The following is an 18,880-nucleotide window of genomic DNA, read 5'->3' as shown; positions in this document are numbered from 1 at the left end:
AAGCTCCTCAAACTCCCCCAAACACGGTAAAAGTGATGCCAAAAGACATCACTTTTACCCCCATCCGGGCAAGACAGCCCCGTTACCGCCTGTCCTGCCGGAAACGCCTGTGCGCCTTCGGCTCGGCTATACTGGCCTCACCCATGACGACAAGATGGCCGCCGCTTCACTTCCGGCGACCGACAACAGAATAAAGAGACGCCCAGCATGTCCCCAGCACCCCGCCACAAGAACAAAACCCTGAGCACCTTCCTGGCCGCCGTGGGCGGCAGCATCGGCCTGCACCGCTTCTATCTCTACGGCAACCGTGACCGCTTCGGCTGGCTGCACATCCTGGCCATCCCGCTGTCGCTGGGCCTGATGGCCGCCCAGCCGAGCACGCCCAAGCTCTTCACCGGCCTGCCCTTCGTGCTCTCGGCATTGACCGCCTGCCTGGAAGCACTGGTGATCGGCCTCACTCCCGACGACAAATGGGATGCACGCCACAATGCCGGCAGCGGCAAGCACTCGGAATCACACTGGATCCTGGCCGTGATCCTGGTCTTGACCGTGGGCCTGGGCGCCATGGGCGTGATCGCCCTGCTGGCGCGCAGCTTCGACCTGATCTTCACCGGCGGCGCCTTCGGCTGATCCCGCCACACCAAAAGACAAGCCCGGAACGCCGCCAGAACGGCCTTCCGGGCTGGTGGTTGCAGCGAAGAATCAGAACTGGTCTTCAGCCAGCGCCAGCACCGCCTGACCACCTTCGACGATGGCCGTGCGATGGGCCAGCGCCTGCGGCAGGATCTGGTCGGCATAGAAGCGCGCGGTAGCCAGCTTGGCGGAATAGAACTTGGCATCGCCCGCACCCGCCTTGAGCTTGGCCGCTGCGATGGCTGCGGCACGCGCCATCTGCCAGCCCCCCAGCACCACACCAGCCATCTTCAGATAGGGCACGCTGCCGGCAAAGACCGCCTTGATATCGCTCTTGAGGTTGCCCACCACATACTCGACCACCTGCTCCAGCGCATCGGCAGCCTCAGCCAGGCGAGCAGCGATGGGCTGCAACTGCGCATCGCCCTGCAACTCGGAGACCGTCTGGCGCACCTGGGCGAGGATGCCCTTGGCCACGGCGCCGCCGTCGCGGGCGGTCTTGCGGCCCACCAGGTCATTGGCCTGGATGGCGGTGGTGCCTTCGTAGATCGGCAGGATACGGGCGTCGCGGTAATACTGGGCCGCGCCGGTTTCCTCGATGAAGCCCATGCCGCCGTGCACTTGCACACCGGTGGAGGTGACGTCAACGGACATCTCGGTAATCCAGCCCTTGACGATGGGCACCAGGAATTCATAGAAAGCCTGATTGGACTTGCGGGTAGCCTCGTCGTCGCTGAAGTGCGCCGCATCCGAGGTGGCCGCGGCCACATAGGCCAGCGCGCGCGCCGCCTCGATCTGGGCGCGCATGGACATCAACATGCGGCGCACGTCGGGCTGGTGGATGATGGCCACCGGGCCGGGCGAGCCGGCCAGGTCGCGCGACTGGATACGGTCCCGGGCATAGGCTACCGCCTTCTGATATGAACGTTCCGACACCGACAAGCCCTGGATGCCCACTGCGAAGCGGGCCGCATTCATCATGATGAACATATATTCCAGACCGCGGTTTTCCTCGCCCACCAGGGTGCCGATGGCACCGCCATGGTCGCCGAACTGCAGCACCGCGGTCGGGCTGGCCTTGATGCCCAGCTTGTGTTCGATGGACACGCAATGCACATCATTGCGCGCCCCCAGCGAACCATCGGCATTGATCAGGAACTTGGGCACGATGAACAGCGAGATGCCCTTCACCCCTTCGGGCGCATTGGGCGTGCGGGCCAGCACCAGGTGGACGATGTTCTCGGCCATGTCGTGCTCGCCATAGGTGATGAAGATCTTGGTGCCGAAGATCTTGTAGGTGCCATCGCCTTCCGGCACCGCGCGGGTGCGCACCAGGGCCAGGTCGGAGCCAGCCTGCGGCTCGGTCAGGTTCATGGTGCCGGTCCACTTGCCGGAGATGAAGTTGGCGATGAAGGTTTCCTTCTGAGCTTGCGAGCCGGCCGTCATCAGGGCTTCGATGGTGCCATCGGTCAACAGCGGGCACAGGGCGAAGGACAGGTTGGCCGAGTTCAGCATCTCGATGCAGGGCGTGGCCAGCAGCTTGGGCAAGCCTTGGCCGCCGAACTCCACCGGGTGCTGCACGCCTTGCCAGCCGGCCTCGCCGAACTGCCGGAAGGCCTGCTTGAAGCCGGGACTGGTGGTGACCTTGCCATCGGCCCAGCTACTGGGTTCCTTGTCCGCAGAATGATTCAGCGGGGCGATCACTTCACTACAGAACTTGGCCTTTTCTTCAAGGATGGCCTCGGCCGTCTCCGGCGTGGCATCTTCGCAACCGGGCAGCGCATTGACGGCGGCCAGACCGGCCAGCTCGTTCATGACGAACAACATATCCTTCACAGGCGCGGTGTAACTCATCTCCAACCTCCAATGGGGAACGCTCTGCCGGCGTTCCTTGCTTACATGAAAGTACCCCGGCTTGAGCCGGGGCAGATACTACGATTCAACAATGCTTCAACCGAGTTGCTTGACCAGCTCCGGCACGACCTCGAACAGGTCGCCCACCAGGCCGTAGTCAGCCACAGAGAAGATCGGCGCTTCCTCATCCTTGTTGATGGCCACGATGACCTTGGAGTCCTTCATGCCGGCCAGATGCTGGATCGCGCCGGAGATACCGACGGCGATGTAGAGCTGGGGCGCTACGATCTTGCCGGTCTGGCCGACCTGCCAGTCGTTGGGCACATAGCCCGCATCGACCGCGGCGCGGGAAGCGCCCATGGCCGCGTTCAACTTGTCGGCCAGCGGCTCCAGGATCTTGAAGCTCTCAGCCGAGCCCATGCCACGACCACCGGAGACGATGATCTTGGCCGCGGTCAGTTCCGGGCGATCCGACTTGGCGACCTCACGGCCAACGAAGCTGGACTTGCCCGAATCGGCCACGGCCGGGATGCTTTCCACGGCCGCCGAGCCACCCTGTGCTGCCGGATCGAAACCGGTGGTGCGCACGGTGATGACCTTGATCGGGTCGATCGACTGCACGGTGGCAATGGCGTTGCCGGCATAGATGGGACGCTCGAAGGTATCGGCCGACTCCACCTTGGTGATGTCGGAAATCTGGCCCACGTCCAGCTTGGCAGCCACGCGCGGCAGGATGTTCTTGCCGTAGGCGGTGGCGGGGGCCAGGATGTGGCTGTAATCCTTGGCAATGGCCAGGACTTGTTCAGCGACGTTCTCGGCCAGGCCATCGGCGAATTGCGGGGCGTCGGCCAGCAGGACCTTGGCTACGCCGGCCACTTGTGCCGCAGCGTCAGCGGCGGCCTTGGCGTTGGAGCCGGCCACCAAGACGTGGACGTCACCACCGGCTTGGACTGCGGCGGTGATGGTGTTGAGGGTGCTGCCCTTCAGGCTAACGTTGTCGTGTTCGGCCACGACTAAAATTGCGAGTGCGGTCATGATCAGATCACCTTGGCTTCATTTTTCAGTTTGGCGACCAGGGTCGCGACATCCGGCACCTTCACGCCGGCGCTACGCTTGGCCGGTTCGGCGACCTTGAGCGTCTTCACGCGCGGGGCGACGTCCACGCCCAGTTCATCAGGCTTGACGGTATCCAGTTGCTTCTTCTTGGCCTTCATGATGTTGGGCAGCGTCACATAACGCGGCTCGTTTAAGCGCAGGTCGGTGGTGATGATGGCTGGCAGGGTCAGGGCCAGGGTTTCCAGGCCGCCGTCCACTTCACGGGTCACGGTGACCTTGCCCTCTTCCAGTACCACCTTGGAGGCGAAGGTGGCTTGCGGCCAGCCCAAGAGCGCCGCCAGCATCTGGCCGGTCTGGTTGCAATCGTCGTCGATGGCTTGCTTGCCCAGGATGATCAGCTGCGGCTGTTCCTTCTCGGCCAGGGCCTTCAGGATCTTGGCCACGGCCAGCGGTTGCAGTTCGACATCGGCGCCCACTTCAGCCAGGATGCCACGATCGGCGCCGATGGCCATGGCGGTACGCAGGGTTTCCTGGCACTGGGTCACGCCGGCGGAGACGGCGATCACCTCGGTGACCTTGCCGCCTTCCTTCAGACGCACGGCTTCTTCCACCGCGATTTCGTCAAACGGGTTCATCGACATCTTGACGTTGGCGATATCGACGCCACTGCCGTCGCTCTTGACGCGCACCTTGACGTTGTAATCCACGACGCGCTTGACTGGTACTAATACTTTCATCGCATGGCCCTTGCAAAAAGGAATTGACGTAAACGTAAACTTCCGCGGGATTATAAAAGCAAAACGGGGTGCCTACCGGAATTTAGCACGATCGTTCTTTTTAATGTCCGAAGCATACACCAAAGATTCAGGTGAGCGGAAGAAGAAATGAAGGAAAGGCGCAAAAAACTTCAGGCAGCGCAATGCCGGCGCCCTGCCAGCAGGCAATACCGCGCTGTTCAGACCGCCAAGTGCGGGACCGGTTCGCCGCGCAAGCCGGCGATGAGGTTGGCCACCGCCAGCTCGGCCATGGCCAGCCGGGTTTCATGGGTGGCCGAACCGATGTGCGGCAAGGCCACCACGTTGGGCAGTTGCAGCAAGGGTGAGCTGACCGGCAAAGGTTCGACCTCGAACACATCCAGACCGGCGCCGTAAATGGTGTTCTCTTGCAGGGCGGCAATGAGCGCCGTCTCATCGACGATGCGCCCGCGCGAGGCATTGATGAAGATGGCGCTACGCTTCATCAGGCCAAACTCGCGGGCGCCAAACATGCGCTCGGTGGCGGGCGTCAAGGGCAGCATCAGGCAGACGAAGTCAGCCTGGCTCAACAAGGCATCCCGGCTGACATAACGCGCGCCCAGTTCGGCCTCGGCCTCGGGATTGGGACGGGTGTTGTGATACAGGATGGACATGCCGAAACCATGCCGCGCGCGCCGCGCCACGGCACTGCCGATACGGCCCATGCCGATCAGGCCCAGCGTCTTGCCATGCACGTTCACGCCGAATTGCGCCTCGCCGATGCTGCCCTTCCAGCGGCCGGCCTTGACGTAGTCGGCCAGTTCCACCACGCGGCGCGCCGTCGCCAGGATCAAGGCGAAGATGGTATCGGCGGTGGCTTCGGTCAGCACGCCGGGGGTGTGCGCCAGCATCAGGCCGCGCTGGCGGAAATAATCCAGGTCGAAATTGTCCACCCCGACCGAGATGGTGGAAGCGATCTTCAACCGGGGCGCGCCGTCCAGCATGGCATTGGTGATGGGCAGGCTGGCGCCGATCATGCCATCGGCCATCTTCAAAGCCGCCAGGAAATCGGCGCGGTTGTCCTCGGTGATGCGGTCGAACAGGGTGAGCTCGAATTGGGCTTGCAATCGCTGCACCAGGTGCTCGGGCAATTTCTTGTAGACCACCACGCGTTGCTTCATCACTGTTCCTGTCAGATTCAGATCAAGCCGAGGCCGCATCCAGCTCGGCGCGTGTGGGCAAGCCTTCCATATCACCTACCACCTGGATCGCAAACGCCCCGATGCGGTTGCCGCGCATGACAGCCTGGGCCACCGGCAAACCTTCGAGCATCCCGCTGATGACGCCCACCGCAAAGCCATCACCGGCCCCCACGGTATCGACCACTTCCTTCACCGGCACCCCAGCCACCCTGCCCTCGCCTTCACCAGTGCGCCAATAAGCGCCCTCGGCGCCCAGCTTGATGACCACCATCTTCACATCGCGCTCCAGATAGAAGCCGGCGATCTCGCGCGGATCTTCATATCCGGTCAGGATCTTGCCTTCGGACAAGCCCGGCAGCACCCAGTCAGCCTTGAACGCCAGCGCATTCAACTGCTGCGCCATCACCTCCTTGGACGGCCATAGCATGGGCCGCAGGTTGGGATCGAAGGAAATCGTCTTGCCCGCAGCACGCATGACCTCCATCGCATGATGGGCAAAGGCCATGGTGCTGGGCGACAAGGCCGGCGCGATGCCGGTGGCGTGCAGGTGGCGCGCCGCGCCGAAATAGTCGGCATCGAAATCGGCCAGCGACAGATGGCTGGCAGCCGAACCCTTGTGGTAATACTCGATGGCCGGATCAGCGCCATCGACTGCCTTGGCCTTCAACTGGATGGCGGTGCGAAATTCCATGTCGGTCAGTACGCGGCTGACGTCCACGCCCTCCTGCGCCACCCGCTTGCGGATGAAGCGCCCGAAGGCATCATTGCCCACGCGACTGGCCCAGCCCACCTTCAAGCCCAGGCGCGCCAGACCGATGGCGACGTTGGTCTCGGCGCCAGCCAGACGGCGTGTATATCTTTCCACTTCCTCGAAGGGGCCGACTTCATCGGCCACCAGCAGCGCCAGGGCTTCACCCCAGGTCACCACGTCCAGTTGCATCGTCATCGTGCTTATCCTCACACCGCCGCCAGCATCGCCACGTGACGACGGGTGGTCTCTTCCAGATCACTACCCACCAGCGGAAATTCGATAGCCCGCAGAATGCCCGATGGGAAATGCGCCAGCATGTCCTGCCAGTGGCTATCCTGCGCCTGCAACGGCACCGCCTTCAATTTGCCCTTGCCTTCCTGCACGCCCTTGCAATGCACGTAGCGCACATGCGGCGCCAGCGAACGCGCGGCGGTCTCGGGATCCACACCCTGCCAGCGCCAGTTGCCCATATCGAAGGTCATGCCGAAGGCATAGCCATTGCCGGTGCACAGCGCCAGGAAACTGACGATGGGTTCCAGCTTGCCGCCTTGCGGGGTCTGGTCGTTTTCCAGCAGGACTTCGATGGGAGAATGCGAGAGAAAGCGCAGCAGCGATTGCAGATCACTGGTCGCCGAAAAATGACCGAGCGATACCTTCAGGAAACGCGCTCCCACTTCCTCGGCCTCTTCCATCACCTGGCTCATCTGCGCGCGATCAAAGCGGCCATTGGCGCCAAACAATTCCAGCGGCGCCGAATAGACCGAGAACAGCTTGTGCTGACCCAGCAAATCACGCAGGCCGCTCAAGTCCTTGGGACCGTCGAACAGCTCGCGCCGTATCTCCAGCCCCGACGCCCCGGCCGCCGCCACCATCGGCACCAGATCGGCATGACCGACCCGCCGCACCAGATCCGCACCATAGGCCGACGCGGCGACCAGCACCGGGCTCATTTGATGGACCCCGCACCGATGAACTGTTTGGCTTCCGGCGTCTGCGGATCGGCGAAGAATTCCTCCGAGGGACGCGCTTCCCACACCTTGCCCTGGTGCATGAAGACCGTCAGATCCGCCACCCGCCGTGCGAACTCCATCTCGTGCGTCACCAGCAGCATGGTCATACCGCCGCGCGCCAGTTCTTCCATCACCTTCAACACTTCGGCAGTCAGTTCCGGGTCCAGCGCCGAGGTCACTTCATCGAACAGCATCACCTGCGGCTCCATGGCCAGCGAGCGGGCAATGGCCACGCGTTGCTGCTGGCCACCGGAGAGTTGTTCGGGATAGGCGTCGCGCTTGTGATCCAGGCCGACCTGCTGCAAGACCTTGATGGCCGTCGCGCGTGCGGTCTCGGTAGCGGTCTTCTTGACGATGCGGGGTGACAGCATGATGTTCTCCTCCACGGTCAGGTGCGGAAAGAGATTGTAATGCTGGAACACCATGCCCACATCCTTGCGCAATTCGATCAAGTGTTCATGCTTGTTGGTCAGCTTGTGTCCGGCCACGGTAATGCTGCCGCCATCGATGGTTTCCAGGCCGTTGATACAACGCAGCATGGTGCTCTTGCCGGAGCCGGAGCGACCGATGACGGCCACCACCTGGCCACGCTCGACCGACAGCGAAATGCCATTCAAGACCTGGTTGCTGCCGAAGCGCTTGGTGATGTTGTTGATCTCAACGATGGGCATGGTATTTCCTCTCCAGGACAAAGGCGAAACGCGACAGCGGATAGCAGAACACGAAATAGATGGCGGCCACGATGGGGAACACCAGGAAGGGCTGGAAGGTGGCATTGCTGACCAGCTTGCCGGCCTGCGCCAGTTCCACCAGGCCGATGATGGAAGCAATCGAGGTGTTTTTGACGATCTGCACCAGGAAGCCCACGGTGGGCGGCAGCGAGATGCGCACCGCCTGCGGCAGGATCACGTAGCGCAGTTGCTGCCAGCGCGTCATGGCCAGCGCAGTCGAGGCTTCCCACTGTGGCACCGGCACGGCTTCGATGCAGCCGCGCCAGATCTCGCCGAGATAGGCACTGGAATAGATGGTCATGGCAATGGTCGCCGCGACCATGGGCGGCAGCTTGTAGCCGAAGATCGCCAATCCATAGAAGGACAGGAACAACAGGATCAGCACCGGCGTGCCCTGGATGATCTGTATATACACCGCCGAGAGCAGCCGCAGCGGCGCCAGGTGCGACGTGCGCATCAGGGCCACGATGAAGCCGGCGATACCGCCACCGATGAAGGCCAGGGCCGAGAGCAACAACGTCCAGCGCGCCGCTTCCAGCAGGAACAGGAAATTATCCCAAGAAAATTCAGCCAGCATCACATCCTCCTCGGACGGGCCACGCCCAGACGGCGACGGCGTTTGAAGACCACCAGCCCGATCAGCCAGAAGGCCAGACGGAACAGCAAGGCCAGCAGGATGTAGAGCACCATCACCACCAGGTAGATCTCGAAGCTGCGGAAGGTCTCGGCGTCCAGCAGATTAGCGGTGGCGGTCAACTCTTCTGCCGAAATGGCTGAGACGATGCTGGAGGCCAGCATCATCAGCGTGAACTGGCTGGCCAGCGCCGGATAGACTTTTTCCAATGCCGGTGTCAGCACCACGTGCCGGATCACCTGCCAGCGCGTCATGGCCAGCGCCTGCGCGGCCTCGATCTGCGAGGGGTGGATGGCCATCATGCCGGCGCGCACGATCTCGGTGGAGTAAGCACCGAGGTTGACCGTCATGGCCACCAGCGCGGCGATGTTGGCATCGACCTGCACGCCGATGGAAGGCAAGCCGAAGAAGATGATGAACAACTGCACCAGGAACGGCGTGCTGCGGATCAGCTCGACATAGGAGGTGACCGCCAGGCGTGCCGGTCTGCTGCCGTGGATGGAAATGATGGCGCCGAAAATACCGACAGCCAAACCGCAGATCATCGATAGCGCGCTCAAGCGTATGGTGAGCAGCGCGCCGACCAGCAACTGATCCAGATGCTGGAAGATGAACGCGAACTGAAAATCGTATTGCATCGTGTGCTCCTCCGCCAAACCCGCGCCGCCCGTTCATCCCCTGAGCGACGCCTGATCTGTTCTTCCAGGCGGCGCACGCCATGCGTGCGCCACCGCTTCTGCAAGGCAGTTTTCAGGGATCAGAACACCGGCAGGTTGGGCAGCGGACCGGCCCACTTGCGCGAGATGGCATCGAGTTCGCCGTTGAGCTTGACGTAGTAGATGAAGTTGTTGAGCCACTGTTGCAGCTCATAGGAACCCTTGCGCACGGTCATCGAATTGGGTTGCACCGAGTACGGGAACTTGACTTCGATCTTGCCCTGGCCACGGCTCTTGACGATCTCGTTGGCCATGGTGTTGGGGATGGAAATCGCATCGACCTGGTTCGACAGCAGCGCCTGGGTCACCGTGGAATCATCCTCGAAACGCACCAGCACCGTGCCGGCCGGGGCCAGGCGGGTCAGCGCGGTATCGTTGGTGGAACCGCGCGAGACGCCCACTTTCTTCTTCACCAGATCATCCAGCTTCTTGTAGTGGCTGCCCACCGGGCCGACGATGGAGAGTTCGAAACCGCTGTAGGGAATGGTGAAGAGCACCGACTTGGCGCGTTCCGGCGTGGGGGCCAGCGTGGCGGCCAGCATGTCGACCTTGCCCGACTCCAGCGCCGGGATGCGGGCCGGCGGCACCAGCGGCACGATTTCCACCGGCAGGCCGAGATACTTGCCGATCAGGTTGGCCACATCGACGTCATAGCCGATGGGCACCCCCTTGGCATCGACCGAGCCGAAGGGCGGCGTGCCGCTGACCACGCCGATGGTGATCTTGCCCTTCTTGGTCAGCTCGGCGATGCTCTGCGCGCTGGCGCTGGCGGCGGTGGCCACTGCGCAGGCAGCAGCCAGCGTCAATGCGAGGAATTTGGCGTTGAAAACTTTCTTGATGCTCATCATCCTGGTCTCCTGAAAATTGCCGTGTGGACGGCGGTGCTTTGAATGCGAATGGCGCCCAACCCGGCAGCGCCTGGCCGATCGGATTGCTGTGCCCTCCTGGTTGCTGCCTGCTTGATCCCTCTCGATCTCAGGTCTCTGGTTCTACTGCTGATCTACTGTTCCGCCCTCTTGCAAGGTCTTACCACTGGTGCATTGCTCGGTCCTTACCGATGGGACCGGTTCCAGACCGGCGCCTCAGACGACACCGTACTGGCCGGACTTGCTACTGCGGAGTTTTTCGCCGATGCCGGCGACGATGGCGCGCTGCGGATGACTGGCCACGCTGACCGTGGAGCCGCGACAGATCAGCCGTGGCTCCAACAGGATCTCCATGCGCACCGAACGCTCGCCACGCACGCGCACCAACAGGCGCTCGATGGCAGTAAAGCCGATGTCATAGGTCGGTTGTTCGATGGTGCTGATGCCGCTGCCCACCAGGGGCGACCACGATAGTTCATCGAAGCACAGCAGTCCCACATCCTCGGGAAAGCGCAAGCCCATGCTCTGCAAGGCCAGCGCGATCTGCAGCGACACCATGCCATTGCCGGCCAGCAGCGCCAGCCGGCCCTGGCTACCGGCAGCGACACGCCGCAGGAAGAATTCGCGCAGCACCGTGGCCACATGGCCGGGCTGTTCCACATCCACTTCCAGGGTCTCACCGTGGCAATCGGGTCGCTCGCTCATGGCCTGCAGGAAACCCGCCTGCCGCCCCTGACGCGAACTGACGCCGTACAGCGGCTGCACCACCAGGGCAATATCGGTATAGCCCTGGGCCAGCAGATGGCGCGTGCCCAGTTGCGCAGCCCTGACGTTGTCCAGCCCCACCAGGTCGAAGTCGCAACCTTCCACATGGCGATCCAGCAGTACCACCGGAAAGGCCGCCTGCCCCAGCTCGCGCAGCGGCGTCACATTGCGCCCCTGGGTATTGAATAGCAGCCCTTCAACGCTATAGGAATGCAGGGCCGCCAGCGACTGCTTCTCGCGCGCCTCATCATTGCCGGTGTTGCACAGCATGAGCGTATAGCCATGCTTCTGGCAGGCAGCCTCGGCGCCATGCAGCACGGCCACTGAATAAGGGTTCAGGATATCGGCCACCAACATGCCGATCAACCGGGTGCGCCCGCCCTTGAGGCCGCGCGCCATCTGGCTGGGCTGGTAGCCCAGGCGCGCAATGGTCTGGCCGATCTGCTCGCGCAGGCGCACTGACAGCGCGTCGAACTCGCCGCCCAGGTAACGCGATACGCTGGTCTTGGACACCCCGGCCTCCCGCGCAACCTGTGCGATGGTGACCCGGTCGGTGCCGGTCTTGATGCTTTGTCTCACTGTTGCCCGCCAAATCGTTGAACTACGTGGGTTGATTTGTGCTTCCGGTTCCGGGCTGCTCATTTATTGGAATCTTTTGGAACCGGTTTCAAGATAGCAGCGCAAACCGGGTAGGGTCAAACTTATTTCAGATGAAAATTTTGATTTCCAGTGATGAAGGCTGACCATCATTGCCGTCCGACAATCGCAATGGCAACGCGGCCCACTCCCCGCCCTAAGCGCATCAATGCCCGCTCAGAAGCCTGGATGCTGCATTGCAGCCTCGGCTTTTTCTTCGCTCTCCGGACGACAAAATGCAAAGCATCAGTAAAAATTTGTTGCAAAGCACATGAATGCGATATTATAAATAGTAATTATTCTCATTATTATCCCACTCATGCCCTCGCTCTCCCCTGGCACCCTTGCCATCCTGCTCGCATTTTCCGCTGGCCCCGTCCTGGCCCAGACGTCCGCTTCCGACAACAGCACCACCGCTCCCGGCGCAGCCCAACTGCCCACCGTAGACGTGGTCGCCGACGGCATCAGCGACACCAAATTCAAGGCCACTCAAAGCCAGGTCAACAAGTCCTCCACCCCACTGTCGGAGACCCCGCAATCGATCTCGGTGGTGACCCGTTCCATGCTGGACAGCCAGCAAGCCGTCTCGTTGTCCGATGCCCTGAAGAACGTGCCCGGCGTGGTCGCGCAGCAATATGGCCGGCGCGGCTGGGATGACATCATCATCCGTGGTCAGGTGTCCTCCGATTCGCTGTATCTGGATGGCCTGCGTACCACGGCCAGCTCCCGCGTGGCCGAGCAGCTATTCGGCTTGCAGCAAGTGGAAGTGCTCAAGGGACCGGGCTCGCTGCTGTACGGACTGGTGCTGCCGGGTGGCCTGGTGAACATGGTCAGCAAGCGCCCGCAAGGCACTGACTTTGCCAACGTCGACGTGACCGTAGGCAGCTACGACTTCTACCAGACCACGGTGGATCTCAACAAATCCCTCTCGGAAAACGGCAAGCAAGCCTTCCGCATCAATGGCCTCATTTCCAATTCGAACGACGCCACCAACTACGTCTGGTTCAAGAATCGCTACATCGCCCCCTCGCTCTCGCTGGACCTGGGTGCGCGCACCGACTTCACGATCCTGACCAGCTACCAGGAACGCGGCTACGTGCGCCAGCAGGGCCTGCCCCTGTCGGGTTCGATCCGGCCCAACATCAACGGCGCGCTGCCGCGCAGCCTCTTCATCGGCGAACCCGGCGCCCGTCCCTATTCGGCCAATGAGACCCGCATCGGCTACGCCCTCACCCATCGCTTCGACGATGGCTGGACGCTCAACCACAATCTGCGCTACCAGCAGTTCCAGATGAGTGGCCAGGTGGTGACCAACACTGCCCTGAGCAGCACCGGTCGCAACCTCACCCGCGCGGGCACCGATCAGACTTTCGAGGGCCCGACCTTCAGCGTCGATACCAATGTCCAGCGCGGCTTCAACACCGACTTCGGCAAACACGAGATCACGCTGGGCAGCGACTATCTCAATTCACGCGAAGACAACCGCTCCTATACCTGTGGCATCGCCGCGCTCAACGTCTATCAACCGGTGTATGGCGCACGCCTGAACTGTCCCGCCCGGCCCACCACCCTGACCTCGACCAGCGTGCGCGATACCGGCCTGTATGCCCGCGACAAGATCACTCTCGACCAGCGCTGGCAGTTGCTCACCGGACTGCGTTACGACCGCGCCTCCACCTATGCCACCAACCAGCGCAATGGCGTGCATACCGACAATCCGAGCAGCGCCACCACCGGCTCGGCGGCCTTGATGTATGAGCTGCTGCAGGGCGTGCGCCCCTACATCAGCTACACCACCTCGTTCTATCCCAATAGCGGCACCGATGTCGGCGGCAGCACCTTCAAGCCCGAGACCGGCAAGCAATGGGAAGCCGGTGTGAAGTTCGACCTCGATGAAGGCCGCACCAACCTCAACGTCGCCGTCTTCGACCTGCGTCGTCGCAACGTGCTGGTGAGTGATCCCAACAACATCGGCTTCAACATCGCAGTGGGCGAACAGCGCTCGCAGGGTGGCGAGATCAGCGTGAGCTCGGACTTGCGCAATGGCGTCAGTCTCAACGCCGGTTATTCCTACACCGCTGCCATCGTCACCGATGACGGCGGCCAGCCCAGCACCACGGTGGGCCAGTGGCTCAACAACGTGCCGCGCCACAGCTTCACCAGCAGCGCCCGCTATCGCTTCAAGGGCGAGTTGAACGGCTGGGAAGTCAATGGCGGCGTGCGCGGCCAGAGCATGGTGCGCACCTATGGCTACACCCTGCCCGGCTACGTGGTGGGCGATGCCGGGGTGGCCTACAACGCCGAACGCTGGCGCGCTGCGCTCAATGTGAAGAATGTCTTCAATACGCACTACTACACGGGCGGCCTGCAAAACGCCGTGGCGCTGGGCGATGACCGCACCATCCTGCTGACGCTGGGGTATCGCTATTGAAGACGTGATGATGTGAACATGTCCTAAATGCTTGCTTTGAAATCGGCCGCGCTCATGCGGCCGATTTCTTGTCATCCAATGGAAATGAGGTGCGTTGAACTGTTCATCCTCTTCCCTATCGACTGACCGCCTCAATGACCAAGGAGAAACAATGAAAACCAAGCTGCCCCTGACGCTGTCATGCTCCCTGCTCATGCTCGCTAGCGCCTTCTCCACCCGCGCCGTGGAGGCGATGGCGGACGACCTCAGCCAGCTTCGACAGACGCCCAGCTTCGCCCTCGGCCAGGTCGGGTTCATCGGCCACATCAGCGAGAGTGAACAGCGTTATCGCCGCATCCTGCAAACCCCTGAAGCACTGGAGAATTTCAACCGTCTGCTCGACGATGAAGCAGCCACCAAGGAAGGTCGTCTCTACGCCGCCTGCGCCATCCGCACACTGGCGCCCGGCCAGTTCGAGGACGGAACCCGCAAGCTGCGTGCAGCCGGTGGAACGGTATCAGTCCTGCGCGCCGACATCCTCAGACGCGAACCGGTGCAGGAGCATCTGCAACGCATCGCGCAACAGGGATGCAATGAGGCCTACTGGCGCTAGGCCGGGCATAAGGGCAGAAGGATCAAGAAAAGAAAACGACGGGCTCCATGACGAAGCCCGCCCAAGACAAAGGCCAGAAGGAGCCTATGACAAAACTGAAAGATGTTCAGTCAATCTCGTTCTGGATAGTAGTGATCACCTCCCCCGCAAGGCAAATCCGCATCACGGATTAGCCCCATCAATATTGCAAATACACCTTCATACCGCGTGCAACGTCTCGCGAGTTTGGTGCATATCCCCTTGCAAACCCTCTCCCACAGCGGCTTTTCGCCTCATGCAGGTGCAGCCGCAAAGAGCCTGCGCGCAACTACGGAGCGCTCTAATCATTATTACTAATATTCATTGCGCCAATTCCTAAATAGAATTTGACCCTGTTTTGACCCAGGACGACACTCAGCTACCTCCTTCAACCAATGTGGTGAGCCATGAATTCGATCACGCTCGATGTCTATCCCATCCAGAAGAAAGCCGTCACCGTCACGCCGCCGAATGCGCATTCCCCGGAAATGGATACGCTCATCGCCGAGGTCACGGCGCGCCGCGATGAATTCGATCAGTTGGGTCATGTGCCGCGCGATCTCATCGCCACGATGAAAAAAGCCGGCATCTTCCGTTCCAGCACACCGCGCAGGTTTGGCGGCGAGCCGCTGGCGCCGGCGCCCTTCCTGGCGATGGTCGAGCGCATCTCGCGGGCCGATGGCTCGGCCGGCTGGGTCGCCGCCTTCGGCTCGGCCAATACCTACCTGGCCGCATTGCCCATCGACACGCAACACGCGATCTATGCCAGTGGCCCCGACCAGGTCTATGCCGGTGGTCTGTATCCCTTGCAGCAAGCCAAGGCAGTGCCGGGCGGCTGGGAGATTTCCGGGCGCTGGCATTTCGCCAGCGGCTGCAAGGGGGCGGACTGGATCGGCGTGGGCATCAAGGATGACGGCCCCGACGATGGCGCGCACAAGCCGGCGCTGATGGCCGTCATGCCGGCAGCGGAAGTGGAGATCATCGACAACTGGAACGTGGTCGGGATGCAAGGCACCGGCAGTCACGATACACGCCTGCAGGACAAGTTCGTGGCCCACGCCTGGACCTGTGCCCGCGGTGCGCCCGGTCTCATTGATGAGCCGCTGTATCGCTATCCGGCCCTGGCCTACCAGGCCGAAGTACACGCCGCGGTCAACATCGGCCTGGCGCGCGCGGCGCTGGACATCGTCACCGACATGGCAGGCGGCACCAAGATCATGCCGGGTGCATTGCGCCTGGCCGACCGTGCCTACTACAAGATCAAGCTGGGTACCTGCGAAGCCAAATGGCGCAGCGCCCGCATGTTCTTCTACGATGCCTGCGAACAGGCGTGGGAACAGATCGTGGCCGGCAACCCCATCACCGAAGAAACCGACATGATGCTCAAGCTCTCGGCCACCTATGCCGCGCGGGTCTCGATGGAAGTGGTCAACGACGCCTACCAGGCCGCGGGGATGGCCGCCATCCAGCGCAGTCATCGCCTGCAACACATCGTGCGCGATGCCATGGTGGTCACGCAACACGCGGCCCTGTCGGAACTGAACTACGAAAGCGCTGGCGCGCTTTTTGCCAAGTTGGGGATCACGCGCTAAGGCGCTTCTCCCCTGAAGTCTCGCCTGCCAACTCCACTGGCGTTTCACCAACTTCACCAAGAGGACCCAGCCCGTGACCTACTCCACCGTCTCGCCACAACGCCGCAAGCTGCTGCTCGGCGCCGCCTCGCTGCTCGCCGCAGGTGCTGCGCCTGCCTTACCGGCCCTGGCTCAGGGCGCGCCCATCCTCATCGGGGTGGGCGCCGACCCCGTCTTCACCGCCTTCTACGTTGCGGCCAACGAGAAACTCTTCGCCAAGCATGGCGTACCCAACGTCAGCGTGCAGTCCTATACCGATGGCGGCGAGGCGCTCAACGCGCTGGTGGCCAATCAGGTGCAACTGGGCTGTGCCGGCGAACCTACGCACATCGTGCGGCTCGCGCGCGCCGAGTTGCGTCCGCTGGCCGTGACCTATCAATCCCGCACCTACGTCAAGCTGGTGGCGCGCAAGGACATCGCCACCGTCGACAAAATCAAGAAATTCGGCATCGTCGCCGGCTCGGTCTCGGAATACATCACCGGCCTCACGCTCAAGACCCTCAACATCGACCCCGCCAAGGTCGAGCTGGTGCGCTCGGGTCCGCCCGAACTGCCGGCGCTGCTGGCACGCGGCGACATCGACGCCTACTTCGTCTGGGAACCCTGGCCCACCCTGGGCGTGCAGCAAGGCGGCCACATCCTCATGACCGCCGGTGACGTCGGCTACACCAGCACCCTGTGGCTGGCGGCCAGCGCGTCCTGGCTGGCGGCCAACAAGGAAGCCGCCGGCAAGATCCTCAAGGCGCTGGCCGAAGCCTCGGAGATCACCCGCAAGGATCCTGCACGGGCCGCCAAGTCGGTGCAGGCCGTCACCCACATTCCGGTGGCGCAGACGCTGAACTCGCTCAAGGACATGGAACCGGTAGTGCGCGACTTCACCGACACCGACCTGAAGACCGCCAACGCCATCGCCAACTTCCTGCTGTCCAAACAAGCCATCAAGGCCCCGGTGGACATGAGCAAGATTCTGCAACGCGGTTTCTACCAGGGGTAAACCATGGGACATGGATCTTCGGTTTCCATCAAACGGGTGGGCTTGAACATCGGCAAGCACGAGATCATGGCCGGCATCGACCTCGATATCCGTGCCGGCGAATTCATCTGCCTGCTCGGCCCCTCGGGCTGTGGCAAGTCGACCCTGCTCAATGCCATCGCCGGCTTCCAGGAGGTCAGTGGCGAGATCAGCATCGGTGGCCAGCGCATCAAGGGACCGGGACTGGATCGCGGCGTAGTGTTCCAGTCCTCGGAGGCACTCTTCCCCTGGCTCACCGTGCGCGAGAACGTCGAATATGGCCTGCGCCTGCGCGGCATCGCCAGTGCCGAACGGCGCACGGCCGCCGAGCGCTACGTCAGCCTGGTGGGCCTCAGGCACGCCATCGACAAGTTCCCCGGCGAACTCTCGGGCGGGATGCGCCAGCGCGCGCAGATCGCCCGCGTGCTGGTCAACCAGCCTTCCGTGGTGCTCATGGATGAACCCTTCGGCGCACTCGACGCCCAGACCCGCGAAGTGCTGCAAAGCGAGCTGGAACGCATCTGGAAGAGTACCGGCTGCACCATCGTCTTCGTCACCCACGACATCTGGGAAGCCATCCTGCTGGCCGACCGCGTGGTGACCATGACGGCCGGTCCGCGCGCCCACATCAAGATCATCGAAACCGTGGACCTGCCGCACCCTCGCGATCCGGCCGACCCGGCCTGTATGGCGCTGTATGCCCGCATCCGCGACGATATCGGCGCCGAAGTCACACGCGTGCTGCGCGCCCAAGGTTTGATCGAAGAGGAATCCCTGCAATGACGCAACTCACACAGACCGCCACGGCCAGCGCTTCCGCCTCGGCCACGCCATCCAAGCTGGGCAGCCGCGTCAAAGCCGCCCGTCCCTTCCTGATCTCGGTCATTGCCATCGTCGGCGGCCTGGTGCTGTGGCAACTGGTCTCGATGACCACCTCGCCGCTGTTCCTGCCCTCGGTCTCGATGACCTGGTCCGCGGCACTGGAGTTGATCAGCGACGGCACCCTGCAGCAATCGGTGCTGGCCTCTTCCTGTCGCATCCTGGCCGGCTGGGGAGCGGGTGTGGTCATCGGCGTGCCACTGGGCATCTTCATGGGCCGCTTCGAGATCGTGCGGCAGTTGCTCGATCCCTATATCGAATTCTTCCGTTTCATTCCACCGATTGCCTTCGTCACCCTGGCCGTGATCTGGCTGGGCCCCGGCGAACTGTCGAAGATCGCGCTGATCTTCTACACCACCGTCTTCATCGTCACCCTCAACACCATCGCCGGGGTGCAGGCGGTCAATCCGCTGCGCCTGCGGGCGGCGGCCTCGCTGGGCGCCGGACCATGGAAGATGTTGACCACCGTGATCCTGCCCTCGACCGTGCCCTACATGGTCACCGGAGCCCGCATCGCGATGGGCAATTCCTTCCTCACCGTGGTATCGGCCGAGATCGTCTCGGCCCGCGAAGGCCTGGGCGCGCTGATCTGGACCGCGCGCAACTTCAGTCGCACCGAATGGGTGTTCGTCGGCATCATAGCCCTGGGCCTGCTGGGCTACCTGTTCGACCGTGTGCTGCGGATCGCCACGCGCAGGCTGTTGGCGCGCTACCTGTAAGTGCAGCGGG

The 18,880-nt window shown here is 62.5% G+C and carries 18 protein-coding genes; 7 read left to right on the top strand and 11 right to left on the bottom strand.

Features of this window, described 5'->3' with window-relative positions:
• The first annotated feature begins 207 nt into the window (after positions 1 to 207).
• Entirely contained in the window at positions 208 to 630 is a 423-nt protein-coding gene (locus tag RC54_RS07380; RefSeq protein ID WP_061789084.1) for a hypothetical protein, read from the top strand.
• A 72-nt stretch (positions 631 to 702) separates the two neighbouring features.
• Here RC54_RS07380 and RC54_RS07375 read toward each other — a convergent pair whose 3' ends face one another.
• The 11 genes from RC54_RS07375 to RC54_RS07325 form a co-directional block, all read right to left on the bottom strand.
• A complete protein-coding gene (locus RC54_RS07375; protein WP_061789083.1) occupies positions 703 to 2,487 on the bottom strand; it encodes an acyl-CoA dehydrogenase in 1,785 nt (594 codons plus the stop codon).
• A 96-nt stretch (positions 2,488 to 2,583) separates the two neighbouring features.
• Entirely contained in the window at positions 2,584 to 3,522 is a 939-nt protein-coding gene (locus RC54_RS07370) for an electron transfer flavoprotein subunit alpha/FixB family protein (RefSeq protein WP_058894785.1), read from the bottom strand.
• A gap of 2 nt (positions 3,523 to 3,524) precedes the next feature.
• Positions 3,525 to 4,280 carry an electron transfer flavoprotein subunit beta/FixA family protein gene (locus RC54_RS07365; protein WP_058894784.1) on the bottom strand — a complete coding sequence of 252 codons (756 nt, stop codon included), beginning with the start codon at positions 4,278 to 4,280 and terminating at the stop codon, positions 3,525 to 3,527.
• 218 nt (positions 4,281 to 4,498) lie between these two features.
• Positions 4,499 to 5,458 (bottom strand): 2-hydroxyacid dehydrogenase, encoded by a 960-nt coding sequence (locus RC54_RS07360; RefSeq protein WP_061789082.1) that lies wholly within the window; start codon positions 5,456 to 5,458, stop codon positions 4,499 to 4,501.
• A gap of 22 nt (positions 5,459 to 5,480) precedes the next feature.
• The gene (locus tag RC54_RS07355) at positions 5,481 to 6,425 is read right to left on the bottom strand and encodes a sugar kinase (RefSeq protein WP_061789080.1); all 945 of its coding nucleotides are present in this window, start codon (positions 6,423 to 6,425) and stop codon (positions 5,481 to 5,483) included.
• 11 nt (positions 6,426 to 6,436) lie between these two features.
• Positions 6,437 to 7,180 (bottom strand): sugar phosphate isomerase/epimerase family protein, encoded by a 744-nt coding sequence (locus RC54_RS07350; protein ID WP_058894781.1) that lies wholly within the window; start codon positions 7,178 to 7,180, stop codon positions 6,437 to 6,439.
• Entirely contained in the window at positions 7,177 to 7,911 is a 735-nt protein-coding gene (locus tag RC54_RS07345) for an amino acid ABC transporter ATP-binding protein (protein WP_058894780.1), read from the bottom strand. Before RC54_RS07345 ends, RC54_RS07350 begins: the two co-directional genes overlap by 4 nt.
• Positions 7,898 to 8,548 (bottom strand): amino acid ABC transporter permease, encoded by a 651-nt coding sequence (locus tag RC54_RS07340; RefSeq protein ID WP_017454113.1) that lies wholly within the window; start codon positions 8,546 to 8,548, stop codon positions 7,898 to 7,900. Before RC54_RS07340 ends, RC54_RS07345 begins: the two co-directional genes overlap by 14 nt.
• A complete protein-coding gene (locus RC54_RS07335; protein WP_058894779.1) occupies positions 8,548 to 9,243 on the bottom strand; it encodes an amino acid ABC transporter permease in 696 nt (231 codons plus the stop codon). The genes RC54_RS07340 and RC54_RS07335 overlap by 1 nt, the downstream gene beginning before the upstream one ends.
• 119 nt (positions 9,244 to 9,362) lie before the next feature.
• Positions 9,363 to 10,166, bottom strand: a complete 804-nt coding sequence (locus RC54_RS07330) for a transporter substrate-binding domain-containing protein (protein ID WP_058897505.1) — start codon at positions 10,164 to 10,166, stop codon at positions 9,363 to 9,365.
• 237 nt (positions 10,167 to 10,403) lie between these two features.
• Complete coding sequence (locus RC54_RS07325; RefSeq protein ID WP_174526078.1) at positions 10,404 to 11,531, bottom strand: LacI family DNA-binding transcriptional regulator; 1,128 nt, start codon at positions 11,529 to 11,531, stop codon at positions 10,404 to 10,406.
• A 376-nt stretch (positions 11,532 to 11,907) separates the two neighbouring features.
• On the opposite strand from RC54_RS07325, the gene RC54_RS07320 reads away from it, so the two are divergent.
• The 6 genes from RC54_RS07320 (at position 11,908) to RC54_RS07295 (ending at position 18,870) form a co-directional block, all read left to right on the top strand.
• Positions 11,908 to 14,019 (top strand): TonB-dependent siderophore receptor, encoded by a 2,112-nt coding sequence (locus RC54_RS07320; RefSeq protein WP_061789079.1) that lies wholly within the window; start codon positions 11,908 to 11,910, stop codon positions 14,017 to 14,019.
• A 151-nt stretch (positions 14,020 to 14,170) separates the two neighbouring features.
• Positions 14,171 to 14,611: an MchS3 family protein gene (mchS3, locus tag RC54_RS07315; RefSeq protein WP_061789078.1), complete on the top strand. Its 441-nt coding sequence runs from the start codon at positions 14,171 to 14,173 to the stop codon at positions 14,609 to 14,611.
• Positions 14,612 to 15,036: 425 nt separating this feature from the next.
• Positions 15,037 to 16,221 (top strand): acyl-CoA dehydrogenase family protein, encoded by a 1,185-nt coding sequence (locus RC54_RS07310; RefSeq protein WP_061789077.1) that lies wholly within the window; start codon positions 15,037 to 15,039, stop codon positions 16,219 to 16,221.
• Positions 16,222 to 16,294: 73 nt separating this feature from the next.
• Complete coding sequence (locus RC54_RS07305) at positions 16,295 to 17,254, top strand: ABC transporter substrate-binding protein (RefSeq protein ID WP_061789075.1); 960 nt, start codon at positions 16,295 to 16,297, stop codon at positions 17,252 to 17,254.
• A 3-nt stretch (positions 17,255 to 17,257) separates the two neighbouring features.
• Positions 17,258 to 18,055 (top strand): ABC transporter ATP-binding protein, encoded by a 798-nt coding sequence (locus RC54_RS07300; protein WP_061789073.1) that lies wholly within the window; start codon positions 17,258 to 17,260, stop codon positions 18,053 to 18,055.
• Complete coding sequence (locus RC54_RS07295; RefSeq protein WP_061789072.1) at positions 18,052 to 18,870, top strand: ABC transporter permease; 819 nt, start codon at positions 18,052 to 18,054, stop codon at positions 18,868 to 18,870. The genes RC54_RS07300 and RC54_RS07295 overlap by 4 nt, the downstream gene beginning before the upstream one ends.
• Positions 18,871 to 18,880: the final 10 nt, after the last annotated feature.

Origin of the sequence: Herbaspirillum rubrisubalbicans (assembly GCF_003719195.1) — a bacterium.
In the GTDB taxonomy this organism is placed as follows: Bacteria; Pseudomonadota; Gammaproteobacteria; order Burkholderiales; family Burkholderiaceae_D; genus Herbaspirillum; species Herbaspirillum rubrisubalbicans.
Note: the sequence above shows the minus strand (reverse complement) of the source record. Positions and strands in the feature narration are given on the sequence as shown.

Bases quoted from the DNA above. Each gene is read 5' to 3' on its own strand.
- RC54_RS07380 (WP_061789084.1), top strand. From the start codon at position 208: ATGTCCCCAGCACCCCGCCACAAGAACAAAACCCTGAGCACCTTCCTG.
- RC54_RS07375 (WP_061789083.1), bottom strand. From the start codon at position 2,487: ATGAGTTACACCGCGCCTGTGAAGGATATGTTGTTCGTCATGAACGAG.
- RC54_RS07370 (WP_058894785.1), bottom strand. From the start codon at position 3,522: ATGACCGCACTCGCAATTTTAGTCGTGGCCGAACACGACAACGTTAGC.
- RC54_RS07365 (WP_058894784.1), bottom strand. From the start codon at position 4,280: ATGAAAGTATTAGTACCAGTCAAGCGCGTCGTGGATTACAACGTCAAG.
- RC54_RS07360 (WP_061789082.1), bottom strand. From the start codon at position 5,458: ATGAAGCAACGCGTGGTGGTCTACAAGAAATTGCCCGAGCACCTGGTG.
- RC54_RS07355 (WP_061789080.1), bottom strand. From the start codon at position 6,425: ATGACGATGCAACTGGACGTGGTGACCTGGGGTGAAGCCCTGGCGCTG.
- RC54_RS07350 (WP_058894781.1), bottom strand. From the start codon at position 7,180: ATGAGCCCGGTGCTGGTCGCCGCGTCGGCCTATGGTGCGGATCTGGTG.
- RC54_RS07345 (WP_058894780.1), bottom strand. From the start codon at position 7,911: ATGCCCATCGTTGAGATCAACAACATCACCAAGCGCTTCGGCAGCAAC.
- RC54_RS07340 (WP_017454113.1), bottom strand. From the start codon at position 8,548: ATGCTGGCTGAATTTTCTTGGGATAATTTCCTGTTCCTGCTGGAAGCG.
- RC54_RS07335 (WP_058894779.1), bottom strand. From the start codon at position 9,243: ATGCAATACGATTTTCAGTTCGCGTTCATCTTCCAGCATCTGGATCAG.
- RC54_RS07330 (WP_058897505.1), bottom strand. From the start codon at position 10,166: ATGAGCATCAAGAAAGTTTTCAACGCCAAATTCCTCGCATTGACGCTG.
- RC54_RS07320 (WP_061789079.1), top strand. From the start codon at position 11,908: ATGCCCTCGCTCTCCCCTGGCACCCTTGCCATCCTGCTCGCATTTTCC.
- mchS3 (WP_061789078.1), top strand. From the start codon at position 14,171: ATGAAAACCAAGCTGCCCCTGACGCTGTCATGCTCCCTGCTCATGCTC.
- RC54_RS07310 (WP_061789077.1), top strand. From the start codon at position 15,037: ATGAATTCGATCACGCTCGATGTCTATCCCATCCAGAAGAAAGCCGTC.
- RC54_RS07300 (WP_061789073.1), top strand. From the start codon at position 17,258: ATGGGACATGGATCTTCGGTTTCCATCAAACGGGTGGGCTTGAACATC.
- RC54_RS07295 (WP_061789072.1), top strand. From the start codon at position 18,052: ATGACGCAACTCACACAGACCGCCACGGCCAGCGCTTCCGCCTCGGCC.